Below are 19,971 nucleotides of genomic sequence, written 5' to 3'. Positions count from 1 at the left end.
CTACTCTACCTCCTCATGAATCCGTGCTTCCGTCTCCCCCCCGTTGGCTTATACTTCTTTGACATGCTAGAACAAGATCAAGCCGAGTTGGCGCGGCAGCTCAATGAAGCTGGCACCCAAGGTTACGCGGTAGTATCCAGCATGGTGGTGCCCGGAGACGCAAACAACAAAGCGAAGATCATTGTTATTATGAAGCGCCCGAAGCAGTGACAGACACCGCGCCGACCCACAACATTGAGCAGCACTAGTCTGGCCATGACAAGCCGCAACGCTTTACTTGCACTCGGCCTGCTGTTACTTGGAGCGGTCCTGGTTGTGCTGAGCCTCAGGCTCGGCAACCGCCGCCAAGCCGAACCCACATTCTGCGGCCGAAGCGTGACACAATGGCTCACAAGCAGAGACTTCGAGACGAACCGGCCGGCTGTGAGCCTGGCTATGCTTGCTTTTGGAGAAAGGGCTGTGCCAACGCTCAAGAGAATGCTCCACTCAGGAAACAAGATGGAACGCACCTGGTTTCGTCTCGCGCCGAGGTGGTGGTACAGGCGCTTCCCGGTCGGGGGATACCAGTTCGACCGCAAGGACCGAGCCATGTGGGCCTTGAGGACTCTGGGCCGGCCGGGGCATCCGGCCACCCCCGATCTCTTGGCCATCTTGGAGGACACTACCGAGCACTGGAACCAACGATATGGGGCGTTAACCACCCTGCGCGCCGTCGAGGCTGACCCTGCTATATTGATTCCTGTCATGGAGAAGCTGACCAACGACGCCGTGGTGGGGCGGTTCGCAGTGGCGGAAGTCCAAACGCTTCGGCGTAACCTGGAGAGGCAACGGGAATGGGAGACCCAGAGAGCGCTTGCGGCCAGCCTCTCGGCACGGCGGGAGCCGAGCAGCCCAGACTTTCATGCTTCCACCTCATGGTTGGGCAGGGTCTCACTGTATGGTTCCGAAAAGCGCGGAGATGAACGAAGTCTTGGCTCCAAGGGAGTCTTGCCAAGACCTAATGGCACCGGTTCATCCGCCACCAACGCCTCGATTCACGACTCCGGACTGGAGCAAAAGTGAAGCTGCCCAAGAGCATTGAGCCCACGGGAAGTAGCCGGTTCCTTTTGTCCGCATTCGTGAGCCACCGGCGGCTGCCTCCCATCTCTCACCCTGATCGACAGCGCCTCGCTATGAAAAATACCTTTCTCCGAAGTCGCAGCGGTAACTGCAGTTTAGTTCTGTCTTTGCTTTTCCCTTTCCTTTGTAGTGCAGCACAGTTTGTGGACCTGACGGTCCAGGTGGAAATCAACGACTGGGCCTACTGGTTCCTCGAGGATCGGCGTTCACCCGCTGGGACCACCGACGGACGGGGGAGCATCTTCACGAAGGCCGCAATGACCTTCGGCAACTCCACCACCTTGGCCGCCCTCTCCCTCTCCATCTTCGCCTTGGCGGCTTTCACCGCTTCCGGCGTCACCCCGAACCAGGCATCCGCCTCTTTCTCCGTCACCAGTTCCCGGTAGTGCTTGAAAATCATGTCCGGGCTGTTTCCGGCCTCCATCGCCACTTCGTTCACATTCTTGATCTTCGCCACGCGGTAGGAAATGAACGAGTGCCGCAGCGCGTTGTGCTTCCACTTCACCCCGCTGTCTTTCCCCGCGTCCCGCATCAGGTCGAACAGGAACGGCTCCGAGTTCGGCCACACCGGCCCGTTCCTGTCCTTGTCCGGCACATCCTTCAGGAACAGCGCCAGGTTCTCCGTAATCGGCACCAGCCGCCGAGAGCGCGTCTTCGCCTTCCCCTTCTTGACCTCGATCAGCCCCTTGTCCAGGTTGACCTCAGACCAGTCCAATCGGCACACCTCGGCCGTTCGGATGCCGGCGAACGCCCCAATTGCCAGCGCAGGCAACGCATCCTTCCGCACCGCCGCCAGTATCTTGGTAATCTCCTCCGCCGTGAAAATCTCAATATCGAAATCCGATTCCTCGGACTGGTCCACTTCGTCCATGACCGCGAAGTGACGCGGCACATACTTCTGCTTCCGCGCGTACTCCAGGAGCACATTGATGACCTGCAGGTAATTATTCTTCGTCCGCCCGCTGATCGGTTTCGGCACGGCTGCCGCTTTGCCCTTCTTGGTTGGACGGCCTCTAACGCCCCGCAGCTCGCTCACGAACCGGTTGATTTCCGCCGCCGTCACCAGCGTGATTAACAGCCCGTTGAAGTGCGCCGACACCTTCTCCAGCTTCTTGCGCAGGTCATAGAGATACCGCTCGCTGACCGTTTTCCCCTTGCCCTTGATGCGGGTCGCAGAGCCGGCTTCCTTGGCGGCCAGGAACTCCGTTACCACCTGCTCGACCGTCCTGGGCACCACTGTCTCGTCGTTCTGCCTCGCGTAGTCCTTGCACGCCACCAGCGGCGGCACCTTTCCGCGCAGCACCCCGTAGCACGCGGCGATCTCCTGCGTGCCGGCCTCCAGGCTGAGCCCGGTGCCCTCGAGATTTTTCAGCGAGGCGAAGAAGGATTTGACCTGCTGGCTGGTCATCACCACGCCCTCGAACTCGCCGCCCTTCAACTGCCGGACGACCTTTTTGCCCCGTGCAATGGCGTCGTCGAGGCTCCCAAAGTTCTCCTTGTTGAACTGGCCATCCATGTAGAAGGCCAGGGTGAAAAGATTGTATTTATTGCGAACGCGGCTTTGGTAGATCTTGGCGGTAATGCCACCTTCCTCCATGACCTTCGGGAACCCTTCGGGGGTTTTCATGAAAGAAATCTTTCCTGAAAGTCAACACCAACCTCACTTTCCCAGCAAAAATATGGTGCGCATAGCAGGACTTGAACCTGCACGGATTACTCCACTACCACCTCAAAGTAGCGCGTCTGCCAATTCCGCCATATGCGCAGGACTGCCCTTAATGAAGCAGCCGGCGGTCTCCCGCGCAAGGCCAAAATCGCCTCTCACTTCCCCTTGAAATACAACTCCTCCAGATTCCAGGTCAGGTGGTTAGGGCTCAGAACGGAAGGACGCAGGTTGCCCACACCTGCGCGGATCGCCCCAGCGACAAACGGCGTGACCGTGTAGATCATGGGCTGTTCCTCGGCCAGGATCACTTGCACTTCGTCGAAGGCTTTCTTGCGCTGCGCGAAATCCAGCGTCCGCATCTGGGCGTCCATCAGGGCGTCAATGTGGGCCTCCCAGGCGGTCGAAGGCGTCTTCTGGAATGGGAACCATTGGTGCAGTTCCTCGCTGGAGCGAAGCACGTTCATCTGTGAAACGGGGTCGCTGCCGCCGCCGCCCAAACCCATCAGGGCGCATTCATAGTCAAAGGTGACATTGATTCGATCCAGCAGCGCCCGGTATTCCATCGGCACATAGATGAGCTTGAGGCCGATGCGTTTGAGGTCCTCCTGGATCAGGACGGCCGCCTTTTCGCGCAGCGGGTTGCCCAGGTTGGAGGAGAATTCAATCTCGACCAGGTTGCCGGCGGCGTCCTCCACCGCGCCGTCGCCATTGCGGTCCTGCATGCCGATTTCCGCCAGCAGGGCACGCGCTCGGGCAACATCATACCCGTAGCGCGGGATGTCCGGGTTGTTCCATCTCTGGTTCTCCGCCGAGAGAAAGCCATAAGCCGGCTGCGCCCGCCCGCCATAGGCCTCCCGCACGAGCCGGTCGCGGTCGATCGCACACGAGACCGCCTGCCGGAATTTCCTGTCCCGGAACCACTTCAGCTTGACCGGATTGACGAAAGGCTTGCCGGCAGCATTGGTCCCTGTGTTCTGATTAAACCAGACGAACTCCCGGTCCGCCCCCGGCCCGAGGTCGAGGAGTTGGAAACGCCCGTCCATGGATGCCTGCTTGAACGCCGGGTAATTCTGCGGGCGCACTGCATCGAAGACGTCGCCTTTGCCGGACAGGAAGAGGGCCGCCTCTCCGCCGGAGCCGCTGCGCACGGTGAACATCACCTCGTCGAAATACGGCAGCCGCGCTCCCTGCCGATCCGCCACCCAGTACTCCGGGTTGCGCTCGAGCAGGGTGAACTGTCCCAATCGGAATTCTTTCAGCCGATACGGTCCACAGCCGACGATCCGGTCAGGTTTCGAGGTCAGCCCGTAGGCCGCCGGGAGCACCTCGGCCTTTACGGCTATCTCCAGGACATGCTTGGGCAGCACCGGTACGCCGCCGAAAAACTCGACAAAGGGCGCAAATACTTCCGACGTCACCACCTGCACCGTGTACTCATCCACTTTGGTCACCGCAAACTCGCGGCCGTTGATGCGGAACGGATCCAGGGTCGTCTGCTTGAGCGCTCGGTTACAGATGATCTCGTTCCAGGTGAAGACCACATCATCCGCCGTCAGCGGCTCGCCATCGCTCCAGCGAGTGCCGGCGCGCAGCTTGAAGGTCCAGGTCTTCTGGTCGGGAGCGACAGACCAAGACTCGGCCAGGCCGGGTCCGGGCTGCTGCGACGCCCAGTCCAGGTTGGCCAGCGAGGCAAAGAGGAGCCGGATGATGCCGTCGGACGCGCCGTCGAACGCGAACAAAGGGTTAAAGGTCTTCGGGCTGGCGCTGGCTGGGATCACAAAACGCCCCCCCATCCGGCCCGGCTCGCCCTTGCTGATGAGCGGAGACTTTGGCAAAGGGTGCGCCGCGCTGGGCTTGCGTGCCTCGGGCTTTCCGCAGCCGGCCAGCGCCAGCGTGGTAGCGAGCAATGCGATGCGAGAGAAGGAAGGCGCGATCATTGTGACGCGCTTCTTGTAGCTCATTCAGTGCGTGCAAGCAAGGGCGCCTTGCCTCCTCTCGCCGTCACGGCAAGCGCATTTCAGCTTCTTGCAGGAACGGCAACATTCCTGCCGCCGGCCCGGCCATCGACCAGCCCCTGAGCCGAAACAACCATCGCCGCTGTTTCCCTGCCTTGGCAGGGCCAGCATATCCTTCGGTTCGAGTGCGATCAGCTGGATTCCGCGCAGAACACCGGTCAGGCACCGATGCGAGTCCGGCGCTACCCCGGTGTGTATCCCATGGGGAGCGCTCCCCATGGGATACACACTGGGCTCACACCGTGGTCTAGCCAAAGCCAACCCCTGCAAACGTGCCGCACTGTCCACTTTTGAGACAGTCGGAGGAGGCGTGCCGGCGAAGGGTCGGTGCGCGTTCCGCGGCGCAGCATGGAGCAAATGACCCTCGAACAGACAAAAATGTGGGCGTTCCTTTGCGTAAGACTTGGATGCGCCCAACCACAGGCCGGCCACCGCCCCTCAGCTCGACATCTCTCCGCCCTTTGCTAAGTTCTGCTTGTGAGCTTTGTCACGGAATTTAACTCTCTGCCGCTGGCGGCGTTGACGGAACGCGCTTTGCGGACGTCCAGGACGGCGGCGCAAGCTAGCCTGGAGCGGGATAGGCTGGGGCTGGAGGACTTTGCGCACTTGATCTCGCCGGCGGGCGCGGACCTCCTGGAAGAGCTGTCGCGGCGGTCGCGACAGATAACCCAGCAGCGTTTTGGCAAGGTCATGCGCCTGTTTGCCCCCCTGTATCTCTCGAACGAGTGCATCAATGCCTGCAAGTATTGCGGGTTCTCGCGGGACAATCCCATCTTGCGAGTGACCCTGACACCCGAAGAGGTGCGGCGCGAGGCGCGGGCATTGCTGGCGCAGGGCTTCCGCAACATCCTGCTGGTGGCGGGGGAGCATCCTAAGTTCGTCTCGGCGGACTACATGGCCCAATGCGTGATGCTGCTGCACGCGGAGGTGCCGAGCCTCTCGCTTGAGGTCGGCCCGATGGAAACCGAGACCTACCGGCCGATCGTGCGCGCCGGAGCGGATGGTCTGGTCGTGTATCAGGAGACCTACGACCGCGACGTCTATGCCGCCATGCATACGGCCGGTCCCAAGCGGGACTTCGCATGGCGATTGGAGACGCCCGAGCGCGCCTGCGCCGCGGGCTTCCGGCGGCTGGGCATCGGCGCGCTCTATGGCCTGGGTGATTGGCGGCTGGAGGCCATCAGCGTCGCGGCCCATGCGGCATATCTGCTCCGCAAATGCTGGAAGACGCAACTCACCATTTCCCTGCCGCGGCTGCGGCCGTGCGCGGGTGAATTCCAACCGCTTACGCACCTGAGCGATCGGGAACTGGTGCAGTTGTTGTGCGCCTTTCGCTTGATGTTTCCCGATGTCGGGTTGGTGCTTTCGACCCGGGAGTCGCCGAAGCTGCGCGACGGGCTGCTCCCGCTCGGCATTACGCTGATGAGCGCGGGCAGCCACACCGAGCCGGGCGGCTACACGGGCGCGGGTAAGGAGAAGCTGCACCACACTGAACAAGGCCGGATTGTCGGACTCGGCGCCAGCGAGTGGGCGGGAGTGGGCAACCGGGCCGGCCATGCCACCGGCCAGTTCGAGATCGCCGACGAGCGCTCGCCGGCCGAGGTCGCCGACCGTATTCGTCGGCTCGGCTATGAGCCGGTGTGGAAGGATTGGGATGCGGCGCTGACGGCATAGGAACAAGATGAGCCAGCCCCCAGCCTCGAACTCAACGCCGTCGGCCATGAATGCGTCGTTCGTCATTGCAAATGGAAAGCGAATTGAATGTCAACTGCCGTGCTCGATTGCGGACTTCCTGCTCGCGCAAAACCTCCTGCCGCGCAGTGTGGTGGTCGAGCATAACAACGAGGCGGTGGCACCGTCGGAATTCGTCCGGCGCCAGCTTAAGGTGGGTGACCGGCTGGAAATTGTGAAGATCGTCGCCGGGGGGTGAATGACCCGCTTGGGCCCCTGCTCGACAACACCTGCGAGGCGCGGCTACATTGGCGGCGATGTCTCTGTCCAACCAGCCATTAGTCATCGCCGGGCGCAGCTTCCGCTCGCGCCTGATCCTCGGCACGGGCAAGTTCAGCTCGCCCGAAGCCATGCGCGAGGCCGCGGAGGTCAGCGGCGCGGAGATGGTGACGGTGGCGTTGCGGCGGGCGGATTTGAGCGGGCGAAATGACCCGTTCGCGAACATCCTGGAGTTCCTAAGCCCCGACAAGTTTCTGGTGTTGCCCAATACCAGCGGCGCAATGAACGCCGAGGAGGCCGTTCGCCTCGCCCGATTGGCGGCGGCGGCCGGGCTGCCCAAATGGGTCAAGCTTGAGATCCATCCCGACCCGCGCTATTTGCTGCCGGACCCGGTCGAAACGCTCAAGGCCGCGGAGACGCTCGTGAAGGAGGGATTCGCGGTGCTGCCTTACATCAACGCCGATCCGGTCCTTGCGAAAAGATTGCAGGACATCGGCACGGCAACAGTCATGCCACTGGGCGCGCCGATCGGGTCCAACCGCGGCCTTCAGACCCGGGACCAGATTCGCATCATCATTGAGCAGGCTGTCGTACCGGTGGTGGTGGATGCGGGACTGGGCGCGCCGAGTCACGCGAGCGAGGCGATGGAGCTGGGGGCGGACGCGGTGCTGGTCAACACGGCGATTGCTGTGGCAAGTGATCCAAACCGGATGGCCGCCGCCTTCCGCATGGCGGTCGAGGCCGGGCGCGCTGCCTTCGAGGCCGGATTGCCTGCGCAACAGGAAACGGCTGCCGCAACCAGCCCGTTGACGGCGTTCCTGGACTGAGCGTAGCGTGGCGGCCAATCCGTCCGCATTCCACGCCTGCCACCGTCAGAACGCGCCAGAAAACAGCCTGCCGCCAGAGCTGTCGAGCTTACCCCGGCATCCCCAGGCTGAGAGTTCGCTCCACAACGCCATCCGCCTCCTGCCCGTCACGCAGAAATCAGGCGGGGCTTCCTTCCATCATATCTTACCCGCCAACTCCGCGACCGTTTTACCCTTCCAGCTCAAAGAGGGAAGGCGGCCGCTCGCTTGAGCGAATACTTCTCCGAGAAACAAGCCTCATGAAGATTCGTCTGCCGTCCCCATTTGGCGTTGGCATCGCTTTGTTCGCACGTTATGCTTTATCCGTTCCCGGCCACAGCCCTTGGGCTGCCTCGGCTCGGAAAACTGATCAAGGAAACTATGAAAAGCTCGGAGTTGGTTAAACGCTATCGCATCGCCGATGATAAGAAGTTTCGTCTGGCCGACATCAGCCCGGCCGACACCTGGAAGATCAAATCCAAAGACCGTGCCCAGGAATGGCTGGAAGACGGCATCGCCCGCCTCCGCGAACTGCAGGATAAGCTCTACGCCCAGGACCAGTGGGCCCTGCTGCTCATCTTCCAGGCCATGGACGCCGCCGGCAAAGATGGCACCATCAAGCACGTCATGTCCGGCGTCAATCCCCAGGGCTGCCAGGTCTTCCCGTTTAAAGCCCCCTCGGCGGAAGAGCTGGACCATGACTTCCTCTGGCGCACCACCAAGTGCCTCCCTGAACGTGGCCGTATCGGCATCTTCAACCGCTCCTACTACGAGGAGGTCCTTGTCGTGCGCGTCCGTCCCGACCTGCTCGCCCGCCAAAAGCTGCCTCCCGCCCTCGTCACCAAAGACATCTGGCGCGAGCGCTTCGAAGACATCAATGCCTTCGAGCGCTTCATCACGCGCAACGGCATCCTCGTGCGCAAATTCTTCCTCCATGTCTCCAAACAGGAGCAGCGCCAGCGCCTGCTCCGCCGCCTTGAACTGCCAGAGAAAAACTGGAAGTTCTCCCCCGACGACCTCCGCGAGCGCCAGAGGTGGGGCGCCTACATGCGCGCCTACGAGGACATGATTCGCCACACCGCCACCGATTGCGCCCCCTGGCACGTCGTGCCCGCCGACCACAAATGGTTCACTCGCGTCGTCGTCGCCGAGGTGATCGTGGATGCCCTGAAGTCTCTCGATCTGAGCTATCCGAAGGTTGGCGCAGCCAAGCGCAAGGAACTCTCCGCGGTGCGCGTGGCGTTGCGGATGCGCAAACCGTGACCGGACGTGCTTTGATCTGTCCTCACACGCGAATCGGGCACTCTCAACTTTGACACTGACAAGCGCCTCCGATTGCGCTTTATTCAGTGCGCCTGCTATGCCGAAGCGCGCCGACATTCATTCCGTCCTGATCATCGGCGCCGGCCCGATTGTCATCGGGCAGGCGTGCGAGTTCGATTATTCAGGCACCCAGGCCTGCAAAGCGCTCAGAGAAGACGGCTACCGCGTTATCTTGGCGAACTCCAACCCCGCCACGATCATGACCGACCCGGAGTTCGCCGACCGCACCTATTTGGAGCCGATCACTCCCGATTGCTTGGAGAAGATCATCGCCCGTGAAGCCGGGGAAATGAAGCGCACCAGGGCCAGCGGCACACTCGCCCTGTTGCCCACCCTTGGCGGCCAGACCGCCCTCAACACCGCCATGGCCCTCTTCCGCCGCGGCACCCTTGACCAATTCGGGGTCGAGATGATTGGCGCCAACGCTAAAGCCATTGAGCGTGGCGAGGACCGGCAAGTCTTCAAGGACCTGATGCTATCCATCGGTCTGGACGTCCCCATCAGCGGCACCGCCCACAATCCCGAAGAAGCGCGCCAGGTCTCTGACCTGATCGGCCGGTTTCCGCTCATAATTCGTCCTGCCTTCACCTTGGGCGGCACCGGCGGCGGCATCGCTTACAATCGCGAGGAATTCGATGACCTGGCCAGGCGCGGACTGGAGCTTTCCCCGGCAGCCGAGATTCTCATCGAGGAATCTCTGCTCGGCTGGAAGGAATTCGAGATGGAGGTGATGCGTGACCGCAAGGACAATTGCGTCGTCGTCTGTTCCATCGAGAACTTCGACCCGATGGGCATCCACACCGGCGATTCGATCACCGTCGCGCCCATCCAGACCCTCACCGATAAGGAGTTCCAGATTATGCGCGACGCCTCCTTCGCGGTCATCCGCGCCGTCGGCGTCGAAACGGGCGGCTCGAACATCCAGTTTGCCGTCAACCCGGACAACGGGCGCATGGTCATCATCGAGATGAACCCGCGCGTCTCGCGGTCTTCGGCGCTCGCCTCCAAGGCCACCGGCTTCCCCATCGCCAAGATCGCCGCCAAGCTCGCCGTCGGCTATCTCCTCGACGAAATCCGAAACGACATCACGCGTGAAACCCCCGCCAGCTTCGAACCCACCATTGATTACGTCGTCACCAAAGTCCCTCGCTTCGCCTTCGAAAAGTTCCCCCAGGCCGACCCGGCCCTAAACACCCAGATGAAGAGCGTCGGCGAGGTGATGGCCATCGGCCGCACCTTCAAGGAATCGCTCCAGAAAGCCCTGCGCTCCCTCGAGATCGGCCGCTGCGGATTGGGAGGCCATGGCCGGCCCTGGCGCTTCGGCGACAAAGTATATGGGGATCGCGACCTCCTGCCGAAAGAACTTATCACCTCTCGCCTCAGCGTGCCGAACGCCGAGCGCATTTTCTTCCTCCGGCATGCCCTCCGCGCCGGATTCACCATCGAGGAACTCTTCCAACTCACCAGGATTGACCGTTGGTTCCTGGCCCAGATCAAGCAGATTGTGGATTTCGAGGAAGAACTGGCCGCCGCTAGCCGTTCCGTCGCGCCAGCCTAACCAACCTTCGCCTGTGCCCTCTCATTAACACCCAACTTGAGTTGGGTGTCGGCGGGCCGGTGTGAGTTCCGAACCGCTTCAGCGGTTTGTCCCCCGGTGAAAAACCCTTGGAGTTGAGGCCATCTGAGGACGCATCCGCCTTCTCGCTCCGCCGACGCATCCGCGGCGCCGTTGGTAACGGGAGTCAATTAACGGTGTCACTTAATACTTGCGTGTCACCTGAACTGGTTTAATTTCCGCACAAATTCGGTGGCGGGGTAGCCAAGTGGTAAGGCAGGGCTCTGCAAAAGCCTCATTCGTCGGTTCGATTCCGACCTCCGCCTCCAATTCCAAATATCGTTTGGACAAGGAGTTACAAATCTCACAGCCCTCAAGTGCCAGCAAAAGTGCCAGCAGATTTGTGACTCGGAAGTACTCAACAACAACTCCGCGATCACCCCGGCACGACTTGCTGAAACGCAATTGGCCGTGCGTTTGGTGTCATTGAGACACCTGCCCTTCGTCCTCGCTTGGCAGGCTCGAACAAAAAATTCGAGCCATGAAAAACCGATTTCGCCTCTACCGTCGCAAGAAGGGCGGCATGTTCTACGCCCACAACTCCGAGACTGGAAAACAGGAGAGCCTCGGAACAAAGGACCGCGCCGAAGCGACCACTCTGCTCAACGCGAAGAACGAATCCTTCCGCCAACCCCAACTCAATCTACACCTCGCCAAGGCGTATCTCGCCGGAACGGACTCCGGCGTCTCCACCCGGACCTGGCAGGACGCCCTGAACGCCATCATCGAAACCAAGGAAGGTTCGACCAAAGAGCGCTGGGTTCGGGCAGCGAAGGAGTCGGCGCTCGACCTGATTCGCGGGAAAATCATCCTTGAAACTCAGGCTGAGCAAATGCTTGCCTGCCTCAAGGCCGGCACGGTCAGCACCAACGTCCACCTGCGCAAGCTCCACAACTTCTGCCTCGCGATGAACTGGCTGCCGTGGCCGATCATACCGAAGCGACTCTGGCCGGAAGTCCGCTTCCAACCCAAACGCGCCATCACGCTGGAGGAACATCAGCGGATCATTGAGCGAGAGAAGAACCCCGAGCGACAGAGCTTCTACGAACTCTGCTGGCATCTGGGCGGCTCGCAAACGGACATCGCCAACCTCAAGGCCGAGGACATTGACTGGCCCAACCGGACTATCGCCTACAACCGGCAGAAGACCGGCAGCCTGGCAATGATCCACTTTGGAGACGAAATCGAAGCGGTTCTCCGCCGGCTGGCGGTAGTTGGGCCGCTGTTCCCCTATCTGCATACCGTCCGTTGCGGCGATCGGGCGACAGAATTTAAGCAACGCTGCGAAGGCTTGGGCATCAAAGGGGTGTCTCTGCATTCTTACAGATACGCTTGGGCGGAACGCGCAAAGCAATGCGGTTACCCCGAACGGTTCGCCCAGGAGGCGCTCGGCCACAACAGTAAGGCCGTGCATCGCGCTTACGCTCGCAAGGCCAAGGTGAAATTGCCGTCTCTGGAAAGCTACGAGAAACAGGCTGCAGAGGGTCAAATCATCCAACTTCCGCCGCTCACGGCCGAGCGAGATCGAGCTACCCGCCTCGGCCAGACCGTTGGCTAGTTTATCTGCTGCCGCCTCCGTTGCGCCCGCCAGCCGAACGCTTGCGGGCGTTTCGTTCTCTCCAATACGCGGCAATGGCGTCGCTGGCGCGGGCGAGCCATTTCTCGTCGCGACGTAGTTGTTCCAGCGTTTCGGTGGCGAAGTACTTCGTGCAATTTCGCGCGGGCTTGCCAAGGGGTTTGAGCAGGTTCGCGGCGATGAGCATGGGAATCTCGTGAGGCTCGAATCCGAGATACCACGCGGTCTGCGCGGCATCAAGGCGGGCAGGCAGAATCTTCCAACTTAGAAACTCGGTCTGGTGCGTCGCGGTGCTCATACGTGGACGGCGGTGCGGTGGTGGCTTGAATGCGTACGATGATTCTTTTGCGCATGACGGTCGGAGGTCTTCTGATCAATGGCCTCCGTGGACTCCACTTCCACCTGGCTGGGGGCTTGATTCTTGGTGAGGTCAAGTTGCTCCTCGATCTCGCTTTGGCGACGGCACAGGTGCTGGTAGTGTTCTTCCTTCTCGAAAAGCGCGCCGACTTTGGTTTCGAGTTCCTTGGTGCGCTTTTGAGCATCCGCAATGTCGGCCTCCAGCTTGGTGGCGCGTTCTTCAAACCCCTGCACGGTGGCTTCCATCGACCGAATCGTGCCCAACGCCGTGTCGGTGACACGCGCGGCGTAGCTGTTCTTGCCGCGCACGACGACTTCGACGGTGTTGTTAAAGCTGGGGCGGAGCAGCAGAGCGAAGCCAGCAAAACTACCGATACTCACGTCATCCCCGAATCGGTTCTTCAGCTTCTCGGCTCGGCGGAGAATCAACTCGCCGGCGATGCCCCGGTTGTTCATTTCCTGCCCATCCAATTCGATGATGAATTTATCGCCGGTCGTATCCAGCCGCACCGTGAGGTCTTGCCGAAGATTGGTCAGACGGCTGGTAAACATTTCGGCGTCTTCATGCGAGCGCCGGAGATTCGACCGAATACGATATTGCTCTTCGGCGTGGGCGGAGCGGAGGCGCGTCAGCCTAATCAACTCGGCGTCCACCTGCGCCTTTTCGATCACCAGCGGATTGCCGGAGGCGATGGCTTTGACCTCCGCGTAGGTCAGTGCAGCCGAGTCGAGGTCTTCGAGGCGGCGGATGGTCATGTCACCGCTCATGACCTGGGCGATGAACTTGGCCTTCGTTTCCAACGTCTGCCACATATACGCGTCGAAACTGCCTTCCGTGACGTAGCGGAATATCTGAACGGTGGAGTTCTTGTTGCCCTGCCGCAGTATCCGACCCTCGCGCTGTTCCACGTCCGCCGGTCGCCACGGCGCATCGAGATGGTGCAGTGCAATCAAACGTTCCTGCACGTTCGTCCCCGAACCCATCTTTTGCGTGCTGCCGAACAGGACGCGGACCTTGCCCGCGCGCACGTCTCGGAACAAAGCCAGCTTGGAGGCGTCGGAATCAAATTCCTGGATGAAGGCAATCTCGCGCTCGGGAATGCCCATGACCTTCAACTTCTCGGCCATGTCTCGATAGACCGAGAATCCCTTGTCCTTGGGTGTCGAGAGGTCGCAAAAGGCGAGCTGCGTGGAGCGCTGCGCGCCAGTCGCCTCCCAGATACTGTGAATGTTCTCAACCGCCTGATTCACCTTTCCCTGCGGCTCGTCCGGTGATGTTGGCTTCATTAACCGGAGATCCAACGCGGCCTTACGTCCCTCGGACGTGATTTTCAGCATGTTGTCCACGCTCGGATCAATGCGTCCGCCCTTGAGCTTCTCAGCGCGAGCTGCAAGCGATTGGACGAACTCCTTTAATTCCTCGGTCGCTGGTGCGTTGCGAATCGTGGGTTTCTCGCCGTCGAGCTTTGGGCGTGGCAGATTCAACATGGCGGCGGTCTGCACGTCGGCAGACTGGCGGAACATCTGCATCAGCTCCGGCACATTGATGAATCGGGCAAATCGCGTGTTGAGCCGGTAGCCAGCGCCGTCCGGCGAAAGTTCCATCGCGGTGACGGGTTCGCCGAACGTGGCTGCCCACGAATCGAAGTGATGCAGGTTGTGCTGTTTCAACGCCTCGGGCTGGAGATACCGCTGCATGGTGAACATCTCTGCCATGCTGTTCGCGATGGGCGTGCCCGTGGCAAACACTACACCGCCTCCGCCGTTGAGGGATTGGACATGGCGGACTTTCAGATACATGTCAAAGGCACGTTCGCTGGCGGTCTGTGGCAGACCGGCAATGCGCGTCATCTTGGTGACGTAAAATAGGTTTTTGAAATAGTGCGCTTCGTCCACGAAGATGCGGTCCACGCCGAGTTCCTCGAAGGTCAGCGTGTTGTCTTTCTTGTGCTCGGCGGCGAGGGCTTGCAGCTTGGCTTCGAGCCGTTTCTTGGACTTTTCGATCTCTTTCACAAGGCGGCGATTCGACGAATCCGCGTGCTGCCGCTTGATCATCTCCAATTCGTGAAGCTGTTCCTCGAAGAATCGTTCCTGTGTTTCGCGCGCCAGAGGGATGCGCTCGAAACCCGAGTGCGTGACGATGACGGCATCCCAATTCCCGGTGGCAATGCGGCTGAACAACTTCTTGCGGTTCTGCGACTCGAAATCCTCCTTGCCCGCGACCAGGATGTTCGCGCCGGGATACAGCGTCAGCAATTCGGTCGAAAACTGACCGAGCATGTGGTTCGGAACGGAGAACATCGGCTTGCGAGCGAGGCCGAGCCGTTTCAACTCCATCGCCGCAGCGACCATGGTGAACGTCTTGCCCGCGCCGACAACATGCGCCAACAGCGTGTTGGGCGTTTGCAGAATGCGCCATACCCCGGCCTTCTGGTGTCCGTGCAACTGGATCGCCCCGCTCGCGCCGGGCAACGTCAGGTGGTCGCCGTTGAAAGTGCGGACACGCGTGTGGTTGAACGTGTCATTGTAGAGGCGGCAGAGCCGTTCACGACGGGCGTCATCCGACCACACCCACTCCTTGAACCGCTCTTTGATGCGCTCCTGCTTTTCGCGTGCGGCTTCGGTTGCCTGCGCGTTGACCACCGGTTTGTCGTCAACCGTGTCATAGACCGTGGGCGTCTTGAGATTGAGCGCATCTTCGATGAGTTCGATGGCCGTGTATCGGTCCGTGCCCCAATCCGTCGTGTTGGCCGTCGCACCCTTGGCTTCCCAATTCGCGTTGATGTGCCATGTGCCCAGCGCGTGGACGTGGCCGACCTCGACGCCGGACGGAATGTTCAGAAGCTGGTTGGTGAAATCCTTCACGTCGCCGGGCGGAAGCCAGGCCGAACCGAGCCGCACGTCAATCTCGGTCGCCGCCAAGTCTGCTGGCTGCACCGATTTCAACGCCTCGACATTCTCGGCGAAGCGCGGATCAGTCAGCGCGGCGGCGTCCGCGACCGTCAGCTTTTCCCGCACGTTGCCGGACAGATATTGGTCGTCAGTCTCCCATTCGTTCGTCTGTGGATTGCGGAAGATCAACCCTTTCAAGTCGGGGAGGAATTCTTCGACTGGCTTGTTCAGCAATCCCGCCATGCGGTCGAGGTCAACGCCACCGCACTCATTCAAGCTTACGAGCAACGCTTCCTTGGGCGTGTCGACGGATTCCACCGGCTGCCGGTGGTGAATCGTCCGTTCTGTGAAGATGGTCGCCTTCGTCGCCCGCTTCGTTTCGTCGTTGTAGTTCTCCAGCGAGAGCAGCAGCGGCAAATCCGGATCGCCATCGAACGCGCGCTGGTTGGCCCGGAGATTCAGCGGGCCAAACCGGGCGGCGAACCGGTCGTAAGCGATGTTGAGTTGCTGGCGCGTTTCGACGACGCGTTCTTCCGGGCTGCCGTCCACCTGGGCGCGCAGGCAGTCGCGCACGGCATCACGCACCTGGATCATGCCGCGAATCCGGGAGCGGGTCTCCGACGGCAAGTCATTCAGCGGACGCAGGACGTTTTCCTCGCGGATGCAGACAATCCCATCGTGAATACAGAACGCGTTGGGTTTGACGACATCCGGTGCAGGAATGGTCTGCTCCGGGGCAGATTCCATCAATTCGACCCGTTGCGCGCGATAGATGCCAGCAGGTAGCTCCGGAACTGCTGCACCGAGCGCGTCGCCAAGAACCCTGCCGTCAGGTTCCAACGTCGGCTCATTGTCCCGATACATTCGGCCGGTCAACTGAAGATGGCCGAGCATCAAGTGGGGACGCTCTACGAAATACTCATTGATGGGGATTTTCTCCCAATTGTGATTGGTGAATTCCTGCACTTCGCGCCAGGCCGGTCCACGAGGAGTCTCGCCGGGATGCAACTTGCGAAGCATGAGGATGTCTGTCGTCACCTCCGTGCCAGCGTTCTGTTTGAAGGCTGTGTTCGGCAAACGAATGGCACCAAGCAACTCCGCCTTCGGGGCCAGATACTCGCGGAGCGTGGAGTCGAGCTTGTCCATCGTTCCGCGGGAAGTGATGAACATGATCAGACCGCCGGGACGGACCTTCTCCAGGGCCTTGGCGAAGAAGTAGTCGTGGATTGGGAACCGGTAGGCATTCAGGCTCGGATCGTGGACGGGATAATCCCCAAACGGCACATTGGAAATCGCCACGTCGAAGAACCCATCGGCGAGTTTGGCATTCTCGAATCCCTGGGTGCGAACATCGGCATCCGGGTAGAGCGCCTTGGCAATGCGCGCGGTGATAGGGTCAATTTCGACGCCGGTGATGGTCGAATGCCGGTGCATCGCCTCCGGCATCAGCCCGATGAAATGCCCAATACCGCACGCCGGTTCCAGAATTCGTCCCCGCTCGAATCCGAACTGCTCCAGGGCGCGATACATGGCGCGCACCACGGTCGGCGAGGTGTAGTGGGCGTTGAGTGTGCTGGCGCGGGCCGCTTCCAGTTCCTCCGGGGTCAGCAGTTGTTCCACCTCGGCGCGCGCCGACCGCCATTCATAATTGCGCGGGTCAAAGACTTGCGGCATGGCACCCCAGCCCACGTAACGCACGAGCGCTGTCTTCTCCTCGGGTGTCGCGGGGCGGCCCTCGGCCTCCACCTTCCGCAGAGTTTGGATGGCTTCGATGTTCTGCCGGAATTTCTGCCGGGGCGGCCCTTCCCCGATCCTGTCCGAGTCAGAAATACGGTAGTTGCTCTCGTTGCGAACTTCCGGCGCCGAGCGACGGATCGGTCTGCTCAGTCTTCCGGCGGGAGCAGGATATATTTCTCCCGCACCATCTCCCACGCTTGAATCTGAGCCTGTTGCGCCGTTGCTCCCTGCTGCATCAACTGGATGCGAAGGGTGGCCATTTCGTCCTTCGTCTTGTCCTCCGCTTCCAGAAGCAATTGATGCAGAATGCCTTTCCGCTCCATTTCGCGGACCATCTTCGGGCGGTGTTCGCGCCAGTGCTTCTCGGCCATTCGGCCGTATTGGGTCAACAGTTTCACGGGGCGGCCTGGGCGTGCTGAAAAGGTCAAGCTGCTGGTCGGATTCTACATGATTTCGCCGGATTGCCATGCAGTTCTTTCAGGTTGGGGCTGGCATGGCGGTTCATGGCCGGAACAGTTCGCCGACTTCGACTCCGAGGACCAGAGCAAAGGCATAGACGTGCTTGTCGGTGGCAACGCAGCGTTTCGTCTCGATGTTCGCGAGGATGTCGCGGGTGATTCGCAGATCGGAAAACCGGACCTGCAACCTGGCAACGAAGGTGTCCTGAGTCCATTCGCGCTGGAAGCGGAGCTTGGCGACTTTGCGCCCGATAAGATTTGCGTCGCGGTTCATACGCAGTGTCTCTTGTCATAGGCTTTTCAACTTCCTTCCGGGTGTAGCTCCGACACAAAATGCGTGGTGGGTGCTTCGTGTTCGGGGTGACGATACGCGGCGCTAAGGCCACGTGAGGGACTGCGAGACCTGCGTGGTGACGCGAAGAACGCCGCGAGTTCGATGAAACGAAGCTGCGAATCGCGCAACAACATGGCCGCCTGGTCGGCGGGGTGACGGAGACTTGCTCTGGAGGATGGGCATTTTCATGGATTGTGCGCGAAGCATAAACGAACGGAGCGCGGGTGCGGTCTGATACGAAACTTTCTCTCCACTGAAATCGCACTATCCGCAGAAAGCTCGCGATGCCGCGAAAGCGCATTTCAGATCGAAATTGAATTTGCGTCTGATTTTGCGAAATCGTTCGCTTTCCTTCTTCCGCCGCTTCCTGTAACATTCTGGCAACGAAATTGTGAAAGCGCCGACCCTGTATCATCGTTTCGCGTATTCGATGCCGCTGCGCGCCGGAGAAGTCGCGAAGCCATCGAAGATTCGCGATGGCGCGGCGTTCAGCGAGGTCACCGCTCCCCTGGCCAAACTCGGCTGCGAATACGGCCACATCCTCTTCAATTCACCATTCGATCCGAAGAAGGACAAGAAGCTCGGCCACGAGCATTTCAGCTTCATCAAGTCCGACGATCTCCTCGTCCTGACCACCCGACCGCCGCTTGACGACAGGCGTCACGGCGACAAGAAGCACATGGACGAGAGCTACACGCACCTGGAGCAGCAAGTCTTCGCTGAGTTCCGGAAATACCTGGCCGTCTGCGCGCGTTCTCACGTCGAACTGACGCAGGCGGTTGGTGAGAAAGTGGAGAAGGCCGACCTAACTTTCTACCAGCACAAGAGCGCCCGATTGAAGTCCTACAAGCGGCTGGACGAGTTTCGCAACAAGAGGACACCGGAGGATTCCGAGATCGCGATAGGCTTCTTCCTGCGAACCCCTTCGATTCCTGTTTATGGCTGCGGGCTGCTGGCCTGCTTTGGCATGGGTGGCTGGGAAACGCTGATTTGGAATCGAATCGTCCGAACTCGTTATGCTGAATGGGTTAACACACCCTTGTTCGTGGTCGGGCAGTTTGACATGAAGGGGTTGCCCGCCCGCCCTCACACCTTGGACTTCGTGGACAAGATCAAGGTGGAACTTCTTCTGGAGCACAAGGTTAACGGCAAGGTCTGACCTCTCCGCAAGGCTTCGCAGCCGGCTGCCAACCGCATCAGAAATCGGACGTTTCCCGGAACAAAACGGGCTCGGGTTCATGCTCACGCCTGGGCGCGTGGCCGAGCGGGAGAATCACCACGGAAATGTCATGCACCGGGCGCGTGCGGCGGCGGGTGAGCATCCAAACGAGAAATGCAATGCAGAAAAACGCAAAGCCCATGAACAGGTAGTGGCCGTGCTCCTCAATGATGCCATCGAGAAACTTCGTCACACGTGCCAGGTATAGGACTGGATGTTCCATACAAGCTTTCCAACTGCTTCGATCATGCATGTTTGACGCGGAAACCGCAAGCCGTGTTCGTTGTCCACGACGAAAATCTGTCCCCATTTCGCCCCGGCCAACACTCCGTCGCCAGAGTGTCAGACCGGGGCGTGGCGTCTGTCAGACCGTGACCGCTTCGCCGCGGTTCTGCTGCACCTGCTGCCCCTGAGAACGGGCCACTGCCCTCCGGGCCTGGCGGGCGATTTGCGCGATGACGCTTTCCTTTTGGTCCTCGGGCAGGTCCTTGACCAGGAGGTCGTAGGCGCGCTTCATCTCCGGGTTGCGGTTGATCTGTTTCAAGACGCCTTCACGGATGCGTTGTTGGCGGTCGAGTTCGCGCACCTCGTTGAGGACGACGGTGCGTTCGAGCCGCTCGCGGGGCATCGCCTGGACGTAGGCCCAATACTTGGGGTTCTCTTTGATGTAGGCATCAATCTTCGCATCCACCTCGGGATTGCTCCGGAAAGTGGGCTGGTCGGTCGGGGCGGCATTGCCGCCGGCGCTCGGTGGCGCTGAGGGTCTCGGTTTGCTCATAACGATTCGTGTTTTGTTGTTGGTTAGCGCGGCATCTGCCGTGTTCGCCAGCGAAAGGAGATTTGATCGCCTCACGCCAGCAAAGTG

16 protein-coding genes, 2 tRNA genes and 1 pseudogene are annotated in these 19,971 nt (G+C 60.5%); 10 read left to right on the top strand and 9 right to left on the bottom strand.

What is annotated here, in order from left to right; all coding sequences use genetic code 11:
- The first annotated feature begins 63 nt into the window (after nucleotides 1-63).
- Both P5205_09985 and P5205_09980 read left to right on the top strand, forming a co-directional pair.
- Nucleotides 64-210 carry a hypothetical protein gene (locus P5205_09985; protein ID HSA10684.1) on the top strand — a complete coding sequence of 49 codons (147 nt, stop codon included), beginning with the start codon at nucleotides 64-66 and terminating at the stop codon, nucleotides 208-210.
- Nucleotides 211-477: 267 nt separating this feature from the next.
- The gene (locus P5205_09980) at nucleotides 478-1,062 is read left to right on the top strand and encodes a hypothetical protein (protein ID HSA10683.1); all 585 of its coding nucleotides are present in this window, start codon (nucleotides 478-480) and stop codon (nucleotides 1,060-1,062) included.
- A 238-nt stretch (nucleotides 1,063-1,300) separates the two neighbouring features.
- On the opposite strand, the gene P5205_09975 is transcribed toward P5205_09980, so the two are convergent.
- The 3 genes from P5205_09975 to P5205_09965 form a co-directional block, all read right to left on the bottom strand.
- Entirely contained in the window at nucleotides 1,301-2,746 is a 1,446-nt protein-coding gene (locus P5205_09975) for a site-specific integrase (GenBank protein HSA10682.1), read from the bottom strand.
- A gap of 53 nt (nucleotides 2,747-2,799) precedes the next feature.
- Nucleotides 2,800-2,884, bottom strand: a tRNA-Leu gene (locus P5205_09970).
- A gap of 56 nt (nucleotides 2,885-2,940) precedes the next feature.
- Nucleotides 2,941-4,746, bottom strand: a complete 1,806-nt coding sequence (locus P5205_09965; protein HSA10681.1) for an ABC transporter substrate-binding protein — start codon at nucleotides 4,744-4,746, stop codon at nucleotides 2,941-2,943.
- A 531-nt stretch (nucleotides 4,747-5,277) separates the two neighbouring features.
- On the opposite strand from P5205_09965, the gene thiH reads away from it, so the two are divergent.
- The 7 genes and pseudogenes from thiH to P5205_09930 all read left to right on the top strand — a co-directional run bounded on the left by thiH (nucleotide 5,278) and on the right by P5205_09930 (nucleotide 12,091).
- The gene (gene thiH / locus P5205_09960; protein HSA10680.1) at nucleotides 5,278-6,474 is read left to right on the top strand and encodes a 2-iminoacetate synthase ThiH; all 1,197 of its coding nucleotides are present in this window, start codon (nucleotides 5,278-5,280) and stop codon (nucleotides 6,472-6,474) included.
- A 7-nt stretch (nucleotides 6,475-6,481) separates the two neighbouring features.
- Nucleotides 6,482-6,730: a sulfur carrier protein ThiS gene (gene thiS, locus P5205_09955; GenBank protein ID HSA10679.1), complete on the top strand. Its 249-nt coding sequence runs from the start codon at nucleotides 6,482-6,484 to the stop codon at nucleotides 6,728-6,730.
- A gap of 58 nt (nucleotides 6,731-6,788) precedes the next feature.
- Complete coding sequence (locus tag P5205_09950; GenBank protein ID HSA10678.1) at nucleotides 6,789-7,577, top strand: thiazole synthase; 789 nt, start codon at nucleotides 6,789-6,791, stop codon at nucleotides 7,575-7,577.
- A 399-nt stretch (nucleotides 7,578-7,976) separates the two neighbouring features.
- Nucleotides 7,977-8,858, top strand: a complete 882-nt coding sequence (locus tag P5205_09945) for a polyphosphate kinase 2 family protein (GenBank protein HSA10677.1) — start codon at nucleotides 7,977-7,979, stop codon at nucleotides 8,856-8,858.
- Nucleotides 8,859-8,955: 97 nt separating this feature from the next.
- Nucleotides 8,956-10,443: pseudogene (gene carB, locus P5205_09940) on the top strand (carbamoyl-phosphate synthase large subunit).
- Nucleotides 10,444-10,727: 284 nt separating this feature from the next.
- Nucleotides 10,728-10,802: transfer RNA gene (locus tag P5205_09935), tRNA-Cys, on the top strand.
- Nucleotides 10,803-11,014: 212 nt separating this feature from the next.
- Nucleotides 11,015-12,091 (top strand): tyrosine-type recombinase/integrase, encoded by a 1,077-nt coding sequence (locus P5205_09930; protein ID HSA10676.1) that lies wholly within the window; start codon nucleotides 11,015-11,017, stop codon nucleotides 12,089-12,091.
- 1 nt (nucleotide 12,092) lies between these two features.
- On the opposite strand, the gene P5205_09925 is transcribed toward P5205_09930, so the two are convergent.
- The 4 genes from P5205_09925 to P5205_09910 all read right to left on the bottom strand — a co-directional run bounded on the left by P5205_09925 (nucleotide 12,093) and on the right by P5205_09910 (nucleotide 17,827).
- A complete protein-coding gene (locus P5205_09925; protein ID HSA10675.1) occupies nucleotides 12,093-12,407 on the bottom strand; it encodes a hypothetical protein in 315 nt (104 codons plus the stop codon).
- A complete protein-coding gene (locus tag P5205_09920; protein ID HSA10674.1) occupies nucleotides 12,404-17,104 on the bottom strand; it encodes a DEAD/DEAH box helicase family protein in 4,701 nt (1,566 codons plus the stop codon). The genes P5205_09925 and P5205_09920 overlap by 4 nt, the downstream gene beginning before the upstream one ends.
- A gap of 137 nt (nucleotides 17,105-17,241) precedes the next feature.
- Nucleotides 17,242-17,493, bottom strand: a complete 252-nt coding sequence (locus tag P5205_09915) for a hypothetical protein (protein HSA10673.1) — start codon at nucleotides 17,491-17,493, stop codon at nucleotides 17,242-17,244.
- Between the two features lie 103 nt (nucleotides 17,494-17,596).
- Entirely contained in the window at nucleotides 17,597-17,827 is a 231-nt protein-coding gene (locus P5205_09910) for a hypothetical protein (protein ID HSA10672.1), read from the bottom strand.
- A 451-nt stretch (nucleotides 17,828-18,278) separates the two neighbouring features.
- Here P5205_09910 and P5205_09905 point away from each other — a divergent pair, with 451 nt between their 5' ends.
- Nucleotides 18,279-19,046, top strand: a complete 768-nt coding sequence (locus tag P5205_09905) for a hypothetical protein (GenBank protein ID HSA10671.1) — start codon at nucleotides 18,279-18,281, stop codon at nucleotides 19,044-19,046.
- Between the two features lie 37 nt (nucleotides 19,047-19,083).
- Here the strand turns inward: P5205_09905 and P5205_09900 are convergent, their stop codons facing one another.
- Together P5205_09900 and P5205_09895 are read right to left on the bottom strand one after the other, a co-directional pair.
- Nucleotides 19,084-19,329: a hypothetical protein gene (locus tag P5205_09900; protein HSA10670.1), complete on the bottom strand. Its 246-nt coding sequence runs from the start codon at nucleotides 19,327-19,329 to the stop codon at nucleotides 19,084-19,086.
- A gap of 141 nt (nucleotides 19,330-19,470) precedes the next feature.
- Complete coding sequence (locus P5205_09895) at nucleotides 19,471-19,884, bottom strand: hypothetical protein (protein ID HSA10669.1); 414 nt, start codon at nucleotides 19,882-19,884, stop codon at nucleotides 19,471-19,473.
- Nucleotides 19,885-19,971 lie beyond the last annotated feature (87 nt).

The organism is Candidatus Paceibacterota bacterium, assembly GCA_035452965.1.
In the GTDB taxonomy this organism is placed as follows: Bacteria; Verrucomicrobiota; Verrucomicrobiia; order Limisphaerales; family UBA8199; genus UBA8199.
The sequence above is the reverse complement of the archived record's forward strand: the minus strand, read 5'-3'. Positions and strand labels throughout refer to the sequence as shown.